This is a genomic window from Pseudocolwellia sp. G5-9, from assembly GCF_055808995.1.
On the sequence record NZ_CM147893.1, the window covers coordinates 2,292,325 to 2,305,036 of the forward strand.

Below are 12,712 nucleotides of genomic sequence, written 5' to 3' on the forward strand. Positions count from 1 at the left end.
GTACAAGATGACTACACAAAATAACATATTGCTGGTCGAAGACGACATAACCTTAGCCAATTGGGTGTCTGAATATTTAGTAGAACAAGGTTTTAATGTTCAACATGTTGACCGAGGCGACTTAGTCATGAACGAATTAAAAAACTACAACGCCGACATTGTATTATTAGACGTAATGTTACCCGGATTAAATGGTATTGAAGTCTGCCGTTTAATTCGCGAAAACTCACAAATCCCTATTATTATGTTAACAGCACGTGCTGACGAATTTGATGAAGTTATCGGCTTAGAAGCCGGCGCAAACGACTATGTTATTAAACCAGTAAGACCACGCGCCCTACTCGCACGTATCACCAGCGCATTAAAAAACAATCATGCGCCTATTCAACAAACCAATGAAATACAACATGGCTGCTTACTCATTAACGAAGATGCCAAACGTGTTATCTATCAAGGCAAAGAGATTGAATTATCCACCAGTTTGTTTTCATTTTTGTTGTTTTTAGCCACTCATGCGGGTCAAGTAGTTGATAGAGATTCAGTCTTTAAAGCACTAAAAGGCAGAGAATACGACGGACAAGATCGCCGTTTCGACGTTATGCTCTCAACCCTACGTAAACTCTTTAATGATGATCCTCAAAAACCGAAAAAATTTAAAACCGTATGGGGCAAAGGCTACTTATTTGTGTCTGACGCTTGGGCTGAAGAAAATTAATGAGACGTTTATACATCAGCATTGTTTTTGCAGTGCTTGGCTCGTTATTTATTATTAGCTGGGGCCTAGACGCTCTGGTTGAAGAACATGCCGATTATGAAGACAGCAGCGATATTGTTATTTATAAAAAATTGATCGAAGGCATAAGTCAGCAGCTTAACCTAATACCTCACAACCAACTATCTAGTGAAGTTAAAAAATTCAGTCAATATTACCAAATAGATATTTCTTTAGAACAAGCGAGTAACGTCGCTTTGCCTGAGTCTTTATCAGTACAGCTATCACAAACAGGCGGTTTATTATTAGCGTCAGAAAGTAATCCCTATTTATTAAGAAAGCTACACGCGCACCCCGATGCATTAATTGAAATTCATCTACCAACCGATCCAATAGAGAGCCAAAACGTAGATATTATTCTTACCTCTATTTTATATTTAGGTGTGTGTAGCATTATTATTTTATGGCTGTTTCCGTTAACTCGTCGACTATTTATTCTTACTTCTGTGGCAGAGAAAATAGGCGAAGGTAACTTAGAGCTTCGTATATCTTCTAGTAAATACTCGTATATTCGCTCTTTTGAAAATAGCTTCAACCAAATGGCAGCAAAAATAGAAAAACTCGTGAACGACAACCAAATACTCGCTCGAAGTTTATCTCACGACATAAGAACCCCAATGTCGTGTTTACGCTTTGGCGTAGAAGCTGCGCTAGACGCGAAAAGTCTTGAGAAAAAAGACATTTACATAAACCGCATGGAAGCTGAAATCACGCGGATGGAAGACATGACCTCAGCGTTTTTAGAATATGCTGGCATGGAACGAAAAGCGTTTAATCTCAAAAAAGAAACCGTTGATATTAACGATTTTTTACAAAACGTAACCGACGAACTGCAATCACTGGCTCAGCAATATAATATTGCATTAATTTATCATAAAACCTCAAAACCCATAACCGCCTTAATTGACGAATACTGGTGCCAACGAGCCATACAAAACTTGGTTGGCAATGCTGTTCAGTACGCGTCTAAAAGTGTTCATATAAGCATAATAAGCAGCTCAAATTTACTCACTATTAATATAGAAGACGACGGTAAAGGTATACCTGAAAACAAACTCGATGTTATATTTGATCCTTTCGTAAAACTTGATACCAATCGCTCAAGAGAAAATGGCCACTTTGGATTAGGTTTAGCTATTTGTGCGAAAGTTATGGATTGGCATCAAGGTAAAATTGTAGCTAAAAATTCAACACAGTACGGAGGCGCTAGTTTTAGCTTATCGTTTCCTTTAAAAAAATAATCATACATAGAGCTTATGCCAAATACACACGAACACCTAACGAACAGCAAACTAAGCGACAGCATAAAAAAAACACTCACGCACATATTGCCTTTGTATAATTGCTCATTAAATACCAGCAAAATCACTTGTATTGGTAATGGTTTAATTAACGATACATTTTTGGTTGAATCGTCAGACACCTGTTTTGTATTACAACGCATTAATACGCATGTATTTCCACAACCTCAATCTATCGTTGAAAACGCTGAATTAATTCATCAGCATTTACAGCAAAAAACACAAAATAAATCTTACCCGTTCAACAGTATTGGACACGTTAAAAACATTCATCAAAACGCACTTACTTGTTATGAAAATAGCGATAAAAAAGAATATTGGCGCGCACTTGATTACATTTCCAACTCAGTCACTATTGAAGCGATTGAAACTACACAGCAAGCTGAACTTATGGCCAATGCTTTCGCTCAATTTACAACAACGCTAAGTGATTTAGACGCACGAAAACTTAACGAAACCATTCCAAACTTTCATAATATAAATACCCGACTGCAACAACTAAACACTGCATTAAATGCATGTTCTAATAGTGATTCAGATAAAAAGAAAGCGCAGAGAATACAAGAAAGCCAAACGTTAATTTCTTTTATTGAACATCAAAAAGCGTTTGTAAAGCAAGTAAACGAACTGAGTACTCACTTACCTTTAAGGGTAACTCACAACGATACAAAAATTAACAACCTGCTATTTTCACATATTACTCTGCAACCCGTAGCGGTAATTGATTTAGATACCTGTATGCCTGGTTTTTTAATGAATGACTTTGGTGATTTAGTTAGAACATGCTGCCCTAACATTGATGAGAACAGCACTGATTTACATAGCATGACTATTCGAATGGATATATTTAAAGCTATTGCGCGCGGCTACCTTACTGCATTTAACAACAACCTTTCTACACACGAAAAAGAAAGCTTAGTGGTTGGCTCACAACTCATCCCTTTTATGCTGGCTATACGGTTTTTAACTGACTATATAAACGGTAATGTTTACTTTCAAACAGCCTATGCCGAACAAAATTTAGATCGTGCTAAAAACCAATTTCATATCTTTGCACTGTTGCAGGAGAAACATAACGAGTTGTTTGAAATAGTGAATGCCATGTGAGTTATTTGTTATTACACAAATTCTCCTTTCCTATTATTTTTTCAAATCAACTCATTTAACACTTTTACTGGAACAGAGTGATCCCTAATATAAAACAATGCGTATAACACAACAGAGCCTCAACTTTATTTGCTGTTAAGTGTTATATTATGAATACACCTTGGAACTATAACTCAGCGCCAGCTGAAATCATTTTAAGAAATTCAACAATGGATCCTGATGAACAACAGCAATTAAAAGGCTGGCTATACGATATAGCTACCGATAGAGATAAAGCTGCATTTACTGCGCTATTCTCTTGGTTTGCGCCCAAAATAATTAGATTTGGCATACAAAAGCTGAATACCGAAAGTGCAGCCAACGAGCTTTTACAAGAAACCATGAGTAATATTTGGAGAAAAGCTCACCTTTTTGATGGCGACAAAGGTCAAGCAACCACTTGGGTTTACAGCATTATGCGTAACTTATCGTTTGATATGTTAAGAAAAGTCAGATCAAACCGAGAAGACACACTTAGTGATGATATTTGGCCAATAGCAGAAGCTGAACTTGTAGAAGACAATATTTTTGATGATCACCTTATGAGCTCACACATTCTCAAACACATTAATACACTACCTGAAGCGCAAAAAGAAATTGTGAACGGTTTATATTTTCAAGACTTATCACAAGAACAATTGGCGACCAAACTCGCCATTCCAGTAGGAACCGTAAAGTCGAGATTAAGGCTAGCTTTGGTTAAATTAAAACAACAAATAGGAGAATCGAAATGATCACTCATCATCCAACACACGAACTCCTTAGTGCTTTTGTTGAAGGCGAATTACCTGCATCATTAAGCGCAGCAATTGCTGTGCATGCCGAGCTGTGTGAGGTTTGTGCGAAAAACATTCAGCACCTTACAGAAGAGTCTGCCGCTAACTTTTTTTCACCTGACGCTAAAACTTACAACAGTTATTCAGATAAGCCTACTACTAATACAGCAGCTACAGATGAGCTGAGTTATGAATTTATGATTGATTCAATCACTGAAGATGAATCAATTGCTGAACTTGTTGTGCAAGAGCCCCTAGAAATTGAAATTAAAGGCTCTACTTATCAATTACCTACCGCACTTCGATCTATGTCGATGATGGGATGGCAAAAAATGGGCAAATTAAGCCGAGCACGACTAAACTTAAATGAAGGTGCGCTACATTCAAGCTTATTGCATATAGACAAAGACGGTGGAGTTCCTTCGCACACTCATAAAGGCTTTGAACTAACCCTATTGCTTGAAGGTAGCTTTGAAGACGAAATGGGCACTTACGTTAAAGGCGACTTTATTTGGTTAACCGATAAAAACACCCACACACCACATACAGCAGAGGGCTGTTTATGCTACACCGTAGCTGATGATGCATTACAGTTTACCCAAGGCTTAAGTAAGTTACTAAACCCTATTGGCGCTTTTATTTATTAACTTTTGTAAAGGAACACCATGAAAGAACCCCTTAATAAACCAGTAATAGGTATGAGTGCTTGCGTTCATGGTGAACCTGTTCGTTATGATACAGGCCATAAAAAATCTGACTTTTGCATGAATGAATTAAGCAAACATGTAGATTTTAAAACTTATTGCCCTGAAGTTGCTATTGGTTTACCTATTCCTCGTCCAACCATTCGACAAATTATAAAAGACGATATCATTACTGTTAGCCAACCAGACGGTTCAGGCGATGTAACAAAAGCCTTAACGGAATATGGACAAAAAACAGCAAAAACTTTTGACTCACTCAGTGGTTTTATTTTTTGTCAAAAAAGCCCAAGCTGCGGTATGGAACGTGTAAAAATTTGGTATGACCATGGAAAAGGCTGCAAACACGATGGTGTAGGTTTTTTCGCTAGAGAAGTCATGAAAGCTAATCCATTGCTACCTTGTGAAGAAAATGGCCGTTTAAATGATATGCCATTGCGTGAAAATTTTATCATTCGTATTTTTACTTATCGCCATTGGCAAGATCTTATCGCTTCAGGCCTTACAAAACATAAACTCATCAAGTTTCATAGCGAACATAAATATTTGGTGATGAGCCATCATATCGATAGCTATAAAGCATTAGGTCAACTTTTAGCAAGAGCTGATTTACCGTTAGAAGAACAAGCCGATTTGTATATTGCTGGATTAATGACAGCATTGAAAAAACTGTCAAACAGAAGAAGCCATGCTAATACCTTAATGCATTTACAAGGCTACTTTAAAAAGCACTTAGACAAATCTCAAAAACAAGAATTGGTTGAAAAAATACATCAATACCGAGAAGGTATTTTACCTTTGTTAGTACCACTCACTTTAATTAATCATTATTTAAGAGAGCACACAGAGGAGTATTTATCTGCACAAGTGTATTTATCTCCTTATCCTGATGATTTAAAACTTAGGTACGGGTTTTAGAACTGATGTAATTTGACACTTAATACTTTATGTTGATAAACACGCTGAATAAGCTTAGTTTCAACATAAAGTATTAAGTTTTATAACACCAATAATTAAGTTTGAGATAATGCTGAAACGGTATTAGATATATTAGCGGCCCCACTCTTAATATCATCCATCACCTCTGCAACTTCAGATATTTGCACTTTACCTTTCTCTACAAAATCTGAAACTGAATTCATCCCTTCTTGAACACTAGTCGTGATAGACTGATTATTAAGCACTACACTTTCAATTTCGCTTGTTGATTGACTAGTGCGAGAAGCCAATTGTCGTACCTCATCAGCTACTACAGCAAAACCTCTTCCTTGCTCTCCAGCTCTTGCGGCTTCAATAGCGGCATTAAGTGCTAATAAATTAGTTTGGTCTGCTATACTTTTAATCGTTAATACTATGGCTTGTATGTTCTCAGACTGCTCACTAAGCTTAGCTATTTGCTCGGTAGTAATTTTAGCTTTTTCAGAGATTTCATTTGACAATTTAACTGATGAATCAAGTAACTCGCTGGCATGTTCTGTTATTTTAACCGTTTCAAGTGATATATTATGTGCCATATTAGATGCGTCGCGAACAGCAAATTCTTTTTCAACATTCGCAGTAATATTATGAGCAAACTTAATAACTTTAATCACATCACCATTGCTATCAATAATAGGATTGTAGGTTGCTTCAAGCCAGATAGGAGTTCCGTATTTATCTTTTCGTAAAAATTGACCACTTTTAAACTCCCCGCTTTTCAAATCATCCCAAAAATTTGGGTTTTCTTCGTAGAACTGACTTTCGCAGAATATTTTATGATGTTTACCTTTAATTTCACTTAAGTCATATCTAACAGCATCTGTGAAGTTTTGGTTTGCTTTAAGTATGTATCCATCGGGAGTAAATTCAATGATGGCTTGTGATTTATCTAAAGAACTTAGTACTTGCTCTGTCGCTAATGCTGCTAATTTTTCCGCGGTAACATCAGAAGCAATTTTCATTATTTTCACAACGTTATTATTTACTATAACAGGAAAATAAGTCGCCTCTAACCAAATAACATCACCTTGTTTATTTCGACGTTCAAACGTTCCATTGTTTGTTTTTCCTGCACGTAAATCTTCCCAAAAGTTTTTATAAGCCTTACTCGATACATAGTTAGACTCACACATTACTGAGTGATGTGCCCCAATAACTTCATTCTTTTTATACCCGGCGATATTGAGAAAAAGTTTGTTCACATCAAGAATATTACCTTCAGGTGAAAACTCGATAGTAGCAACCCCATGCTTAATAGCAGCAATTGTCGATTGAGCTTCTACTAGTTGGTCTTTGCAATTTTTTAATTCTTCTTTAATTTTTTGATTAAACATATGGACTCGTTTATTAAACTAATTATTTGATTAAAAATATCCATATAGCTTAACCACATTAAATAAGAGCTAAACAATAAAAGCACACAAACTGATCTTATTGTTGATTTCTCACGTATTACCTTAGCTAGAGGTATTAAAAATGAACACACATTCTATTGTATATTTAATTTCTTTTATGAAATCAAAATAAGCACAATTAAATATATACCCGTTATCATTCAATATGTAAATATAATGTTAACACTCTCTTGTATAGTAATAAATATAACAAAAGTATTTTCTTATATTTCACAACGGGTATAGACAATAAGTATAGATAATAAAAAATAAATTAACCTACTACTCAGTCACCAATAAAATAACTTAATAGTATTAATAATGATTATACCTTTTAATATTATTAAGTTAGGTACATAAACTATGAACGTTATTTGGTTTAGAAAAGATTTACGTATTTACGACAACCCAGCCCTTACACAAGCTATAACAGATAAGCGCTGTAAAGCTGTATATATTTCAACGCCCCTGCAGTGGCAACAGCATGATATGGCACCGATTCAAGCTGACTTTATTGAACGCCATCTCAACTTACTGGCAGAACAATTATCTGAATTAGGCATAACCTTAGATTATATTGAATCTACTGACTATAACGACCAAATATCACAATTATTAAGCTATTGTGAACAGCACAATATTGACAATATATATGCCAACAGCGAAGTTGAAATAAACGAACAAAACAGAGATAACAAATTACAACAAGCTATTAGTAACACAGATCTATCGCTACATCTTTTTGAAGCTGACGTTATTGTAGAAAAAGGTAAAGTACTTAACGGTGATAAAGCCATGTACAAGGTGTTTACTCCTTTTAAAAATAACTGGGCTGATCAGTTAGCTAAGCATTCTTTTACAATGAGCTATCCACCAAAAGTCATGAATACGGTAACCAAGCCACCAATAGTTACGCTGGCGAAAATAACATTAAATACTCCTAAAGTTTGTTCAAAAAAATGGCCATTAGTGTCTGACGTATTGGATCAGATTATTCCCAGTTTTATTGAAGATAAACATGACGAATACAAAGAATACCGTGACTTCCCTGCGCTAAAAGGTACTTCTGGGCTATCGCCTTATTTAGCGATTGGAGCCATTAGCGCTAAAGCCTTACTGTTTAACGTATTACAAAAACACCCTCACCTATTAGAAAATCCAAAAGCAGATAAATTTTGTTGGGTAAATGAACTCGCATGGCGTGATTTTTATAAGCACTTGCTGTTTCATTTTCCGCAATTATGTAAGCATAAAAACTTTCAAACTAAGTACGACCACTTATTATGGCGTAATACTCCGCAACACTTTCAAGCGTGGTGTGAAGGACGCACAGGTTATCCGTTAGTTGATGCAGCAATGAAACAATTAGTGACCACAGGTTGGATGCACAATCGATTACGTATGGTAGTTGCCAGCTTTTTAACAAAGCATTTATTAATTGATTGGCGTTTGGGCGAAAGATTTTTTATGCAAAACTTAATAGACGGCGACTTTTCAGCAAATAATGGCGGCTGGCAATGGGCAGCTAGCGCGGGGTGTGATACTCAACCCTATTTCAGAATATTTAACCCCATTAGGCAGAGTGAACGCTTTGATCCAGATGGCAGTTTTATTAAGAAATATATACCTGAGTTGAGTGATGTACCTGCAAAACATATACATTTTCCTCATAAGTATCTCGCGAGTATTGGAGCAACACAGTCTTACCCTGAACCTATTGTTGATCATAAAACAGCAAGATTAGACGCTTTAGATTTTTACAAAGTCTAAATCCCCCCAATTAGGATTAAATAATACTAACTGGCTAAGGTAAAAGAAGCTGATAAATTATTCATCTTTTTTTACCTGCATTGTATATACCCGTTATCATTCAAGATGCAGGTTTCAGTGGGAACTAAAAACAATTTAGGCTAGGCATTAAGTTTACGTCATGGTTATTCCCTTACTAAAATTAATAACGCAGCATAAATTGTTTTTAGACCCATCGAAGAAGCGTTTGAGCAAAATCACTTCATCAACAATGCTTTTTATAAGGGAACGACCATTATTACAAAGCATTGCCTTGAATTGATATCGCTCAAGCGCTCTGAAATACGCATCTTGATTGGTAACGGGTATATACCCGTTATCATTCAACAATATATACACTTCCTGTTGTCCATTTTTCAAGTAACCCTTGCCAATAACCAACATCCCAGTTGTATTTTTCACCTAAATCTATCGCTTTTTCTATATATCTAATAACTTCTCTAAAGTTTCTATTTTCACGATTTTTATGAGAAACAGATAGTAAAAAATAGTATTCAGGGTTATTTATTTGGCTGTCTTCCAGCTCCGTCAAATAAACTATTGCACCAGGAATATCATGTAAACTAGAGTCTATGGCTAATAATTTAAGTGCTGTTGCTTGTAATTTTGCAGCTTGATGATCTTGTTTTATCGCTGATTCAAACCAAAACAATGCTTTCTTTTCATCTTGCTGTACCCATGGACTATGCAAGAGAATAGTTGCCAGTAAATATTCAGCTTTAGCTAAACCATATTTACTGGCTTGTGATATCCAATGTATACCTTGTTGTATATCTGTTTGCTCACGGTACAGCTTGGCACCATATTCATATTGAGCGAAAGGATGACCTTGCTCTGCAAGATTCTTTAAGCGTTGTTCGGCTTCACCTTTTTCTTGTTCTAGCCAAGTAAAGGTACATAGCATCATAGCGTATTGATATTGATCATTAAATTGGTTGCTTTTTTTAAGTTTTTTCGCATGCCGTCTAACACGATCAAAGAGTAATTCGTTCTCTTCCTTCATTCTAAATTTGGAATAAAATGCAGAACCAATATAACTACGATTTAAAAAATTAATACGATTTTCTTTAAAATTAGGTGCTGGAAATGTTGAAAAAACAAAGGTTTCTAAAATCGTTCTAGAGTAACCGATTTCTTGTACTTTTCTTACGTTTCTAATTGAACCGTCTGGGCCTACATCATAATCAACGATTAAAAAAGGAACTTTTCTGGCCATAGTGTTGGTTGGTCGTTGAAAAGCAGGATTAGAATCCTCCTCAGCAAAAGGATCATCTTCATCAATAAAAAAGGGATCATTTTCTCCTGCATCATCTGCTATATTGCTTTCAAAATTAGTATCAAAACTATCTAATATAAGTTCAAAATCTTGGTAATTAACTTCTAATTTTCCAGCACCACCAAAAGTTACTTTTTCATTTAATAACTCTTGATTCAATAAAGGAAAGTACCGTTGATTAATAACAGACTTACCCAAGTTTTGTTTAAGTGATGTTAATAATTTTTGACTTTGTTCTTGTGATTTTTTGGATAATAGCTGGTAGATTTTGTCGGAAACTTGCTGAGCATCATTAAAGTTATATTCTGCAGCCAGAGAGAACCATATATACGAACTAATAGGATCTTTAACAACATCTAACCCTTGGTGATAAATAGTGCCTAATTGATAAAATGCGTGTGGACTACCTAACTTTACTGAAGCCGAATAAGCCTTTCTTGCTTCTTGATATTGCTTTTGTTTGAATAATTTATCCGCTTCAAAAATATTTGTGCCGAATACTGTCATGGGACTGAAAGCTAATATAGTAAAGAGAAATAAAGTGTATTGGGTTAATTTACACATTAGATAAGTCAAATCCTTTGTTTGGAGGGAGATAATTTATTTTAGAGATTAAAATGGCATAATTCGGGACGGTTTAAATATAATAATCGGCTAAGTTTTTTACCCTATAAATATAAGGATGGTTTAAGCTATAAACCATCCTTCATATTATTTACTATATTCGTTTATTTTTAAGCTATGTAATAAGGTGCATCTAAAATAGCTATATAAAAAGAGTATATAGCTATTTAAAGTACAATAATTATTCTTCTTCTACTTTGTAGAAACGAATATTATCAATATACCACTCCAAGTTTTCTATTAGTGCACTTCCGTTATTTGCAAACAATACTATTTGGTATAATTTTTTACGTCCACTAATGGTAAATTCATGCTTTTTCAGAGCATTAACCGAAGTACCTAACCCTCCCCACAATACCTTTGCAGATGTTTGTCCTTTATTAAAATATGCATCATCAGCACTTTTAGGACCTTGGGCATCGATACCTTCATACCATAACCTTACGTGACCATTATTATTCAATAAGCTTGATATCATGGTTGTACGGTATTCTAAAATATAAGTAGTATCTTTACCAAACTCACCTATCAATTTAGGTGCATTAGGGTTTTCAACAGGCTCTCCATTTGCATCAACTTCATCATTATCGAAAAATCGTAGTGCAATACCCGCTTGTCTAAATTTAAGAATGTTTGAACCAGTTACTTTTAAATCATAATTACCGTCAAGTGGATTAACTGAATTAATTTCAATAGCATCACTTTGTGGTGTAGGATTTCCACCTAAAACTTGTCCATATGTTTGCCAATCGCCAACCTCTTCAAAAACGCCAGATTCAAAGTCAGAATTATGCAATTTAACTAGACTTGGGTCACCAATGACTTCTACTTGTAAAAATTGTACAAATTCCTGTGCATCAGTAATCACTCCGATTAAAGCCGAACCTACGTTAACACCCGCAGTTATTACACCATTTTCATCAACAGTCAGTAGATTTTCATCAGAAGATATAAATCGAACCGCGCTATTTGAAGAAGAAGTATCAACACCTGCTTGAAATAAAACTTCAACATTTAACGCAGCGCTCGTTTTTTCTTCTATCGAGAACTGAGTTATTGGTTCATTAGCACCATTTAAAAATTGAGCACCTATCGCTTGACTAGTAGTGTCAACTACATTCACAACACGTGTAACAGAAACAGGTTTTTCTGGAGACAAGGTTGAAATTGTAACCGTAGCAGTTCCTTCAGAAATAGGTTTTGCAAGACCTGTTTCAGCGTCCACTTCAAGAACAGCAGGATTATCACTAATATATGTAGCTCTTTTTATTGATGCATTATCAGGTAAAACGCCAAGGTTATAAAATTGAAAGAAAGGTAAAGAAAGCGGAACTTCAAACTGAGGTGAATGAGATGCCGTTATGCTTTCTGCAACATGTTCTTTTGCAATAATTTTAATTTCAACATTTCGTGCAACACTAACAGGAAGAACTTCTGTAATCGTTTCAGCTTCGCTCTCTCCTTCAGTTTCGCCCACTGTTTCAACTTCTTCTAATGCAAAATTATCAATATTGTAAGTACAGGTGTAAATTATTTCCTCTGGGCCATCTACAGTATACTTTACTTGGTTTTCCCATACTGAAGGATCAATTTCCATAAAATTGGCTCGCATAAATAAGCCACCTTCTGGAATTAATATCTCCTTACCTTCTTCATCAACCTTATTTTCTCCTGTTTCAGGATCAAGCTGACATACAACATTAGTGACAAAGCCTTGCTTACCTTGTAAGTCAATATTTTCTAATAAGTCTATACGTGCAATAGGATCTTCTTCTATAAACTGAATATAAAGTGTTGTATCGCCATTGTCATTTGAAGGAACAATAGCTTTTGGGCTGAGCCCTTCGTTATTATCACTGTCACTGCCACATGCACCTAACAAGACAGATATAGCTAATAAAGAAATGATTTTAGATTTCATAAATAAGTACCTAA

10 protein-coding genes and 1 pseudogene are annotated in these 12,712 nt (G+C 35.3%); 7 read left to right on the forward strand and 4 right to left on the reverse strand.

Going from position 1 to position 12,712, the window contains the following annotated elements; translation table 11 throughout:
• The first annotated feature begins 7 nt into the window (after nucleotides 1-7).
• The 6 genes from AC0L5Q_RS09805 (at nucleotide 8) to AC0L5Q_RS09830 (ending at nucleotide 5,614) form a co-directional block, all read left to right on the forward strand.
• Entirely contained in the window at nucleotides 8-715 is a 708-nt protein-coding gene (locus AC0L5Q_RS09805) for a response regulator (RefSeq protein WP_473618140.1), read from the forward strand.
• The gene (locus tag AC0L5Q_RS09810) at nucleotides 715-2,013 is read left to right on the forward strand and encodes a sensor histidine kinase (protein ID WP_473618144.1); all 1,299 of its coding nucleotides are present in this window, start codon (nucleotides 715-717) and stop codon (nucleotides 2,011-2,013) included. The genes AC0L5Q_RS09805 and AC0L5Q_RS09810 overlap by 1 nt, the downstream gene beginning before the upstream one ends.
• Before the next feature lie 15 nt (nucleotides 2,014-2,028).
• Complete coding sequence (locus AC0L5Q_RS09815) at nucleotides 2,029-3,180, forward strand: phosphotransferase enzyme family protein (protein ID WP_473618148.1); 1,152 nt, start codon at nucleotides 2,029-2,031, stop codon at nucleotides 3,178-3,180.
• 149 nt (nucleotides 3,181-3,329) lie between these two features.
• Complete coding sequence (locus AC0L5Q_RS09820) at nucleotides 3,330-3,953, forward strand: sigma-70 family RNA polymerase sigma factor (RefSeq protein WP_473618151.1); 624 nt, start codon at nucleotides 3,330-3,332, stop codon at nucleotides 3,951-3,953.
• On the forward strand, nucleotides 3,950-4,642 hold the full coding sequence (locus tag AC0L5Q_RS09825; protein WP_473618154.1) for a ChrR family anti-sigma-E factor: 693 nt from the start codon (nucleotides 3,950-3,952) through the stop codon (nucleotides 4,640-4,642). Before AC0L5Q_RS09820 ends, AC0L5Q_RS09825 begins: the two co-directional genes overlap by 4 nt.
• An 18-nt stretch (nucleotides 4,643-4,660) precedes the next feature.
• On the forward strand, nucleotides 4,661-5,614 hold the full coding sequence (locus AC0L5Q_RS09830; RefSeq protein WP_473618157.1) for a YbgA family protein: 954 nt from the start codon (nucleotides 4,661-4,663) through the stop codon (nucleotides 5,612-5,614).
• A 95-nt stretch (nucleotides 5,615-5,709) separates the two neighbouring features.
• Here the strand turns inward: AC0L5Q_RS09830 and AC0L5Q_RS09835 are convergent, their stop codons facing one another.
• Both AC0L5Q_RS09835 and AC0L5Q_RS09840 read right to left on the reverse strand, forming a co-directional pair.
• Nucleotides 5,710-6,210, reverse strand: a complete 501-nt coding sequence (locus AC0L5Q_RS09835) for a methyl-accepting chemotaxis protein (protein ID WP_473618284.1) — start codon at nucleotides 6,208-6,210, stop codon at nucleotides 5,710-5,712.
• A 36-nt stretch (nucleotides 6,211-6,246) separates the two neighbouring features.
• Nucleotides 6,247-7,008 (reverse strand): annotated as a pseudogene (locus AC0L5Q_RS09840) (PAS domain-containing protein); the annotation flags it as partial.
• 423 nt (nucleotides 7,009-7,431) lie between these two features.
• Between AC0L5Q_RS09840 and phrB the strand changes: the two are divergent.
• On the forward strand, nucleotides 7,432-8,838 hold the full coding sequence (gene phrB / locus AC0L5Q_RS09845) for a deoxyribodipyrimidine photo-lyase (RefSeq protein ID WP_473618161.1): 1,407 nt from the start codon (nucleotides 7,432-7,434) through the stop codon (nucleotides 8,836-8,838).
• A 358-nt stretch (nucleotides 8,839-9,196) separates the two neighbouring features.
• Here the strand turns inward: phrB and AC0L5Q_RS09850 are convergent, their stop codons facing one another.
• Together AC0L5Q_RS09850 and AC0L5Q_RS09855 are read right to left on the reverse strand one after the other, a co-directional pair.
• A complete protein-coding gene (locus tag AC0L5Q_RS09850; protein ID WP_473618165.1) occupies nucleotides 9,197-10,660 on the reverse strand; it encodes a tetratricopeptide repeat protein in 1,464 nt (487 codons plus the stop codon).
• A 298-nt stretch (nucleotides 10,661-10,958) separates the two neighbouring features.
• Entirely contained in the window at nucleotides 10,959-12,698 is a 1,740-nt protein-coding gene (locus AC0L5Q_RS09855; protein ID WP_473618169.1) for an Ig-like domain-containing protein, read from the reverse strand.
• Between the last annotated feature and the right edge of the window lie 14 nt (nucleotides 12,699-12,712).

Bases quoted from the DNA above. Each gene is read 5' to 3' on its own strand.
- AC0L5Q_RS09805 (WP_473618140.1), top strand. From the start codon at position 8: ATGACTACACAAAATAACATATTGCTGGTCGAAGACGACATAACCTTA.
- AC0L5Q_RS09810 (WP_473618144.1), top strand. From the start codon at position 715: ATGAGACGTTTATACATCAGCATTGTTTTTGCAGTGCTTGGCTCGTTA.
- AC0L5Q_RS09815 (WP_473618148.1), top strand. From the start codon at position 2,029: ATGCCAAATACACACGAACACCTAACGAACAGCAAACTAAGCGACAGC.
- AC0L5Q_RS09820 (WP_473618151.1), top strand. From the start codon at position 3,330: ATGAATACACCTTGGAACTATAACTCAGCGCCAGCTGAAATCATTTTA.
- AC0L5Q_RS09825 (WP_473618154.1), top strand. From the start codon at position 3,950: ATGATCACTCATCATCCAACACACGAACTCCTTAGTGCTTTTGTTGAA.
- AC0L5Q_RS09830 (WP_473618157.1), top strand. From the start codon at position 4,661: ATGAAAGAACCCCTTAATAAACCAGTAATAGGTATGAGTGCTTGCGTT.
- AC0L5Q_RS09835 (WP_473618284.1), bottom strand. From the start codon at position 6,210: ATGGCACATAATATATCACTTGAAACGGTTAAAATAACAGAACATGCC.
- phrB (WP_473618161.1), top strand. From the start codon at position 7,432: ATGAACGTTATTTGGTTTAGAAAAGATTTACGTATTTACGACAACCCA.
- AC0L5Q_RS09850 (WP_473618165.1), bottom strand. From the start codon at position 10,660: ATGACAGTATTCGGCACAAATATTTTTGAAGCGGATAAATTATTCAAA.
- AC0L5Q_RS09855 (WP_473618169.1), bottom strand. From the start codon at position 12,698: ATGAAATCTAAAATCATTTCTTTATTAGCTATATCTGTCTTGTTAGGT.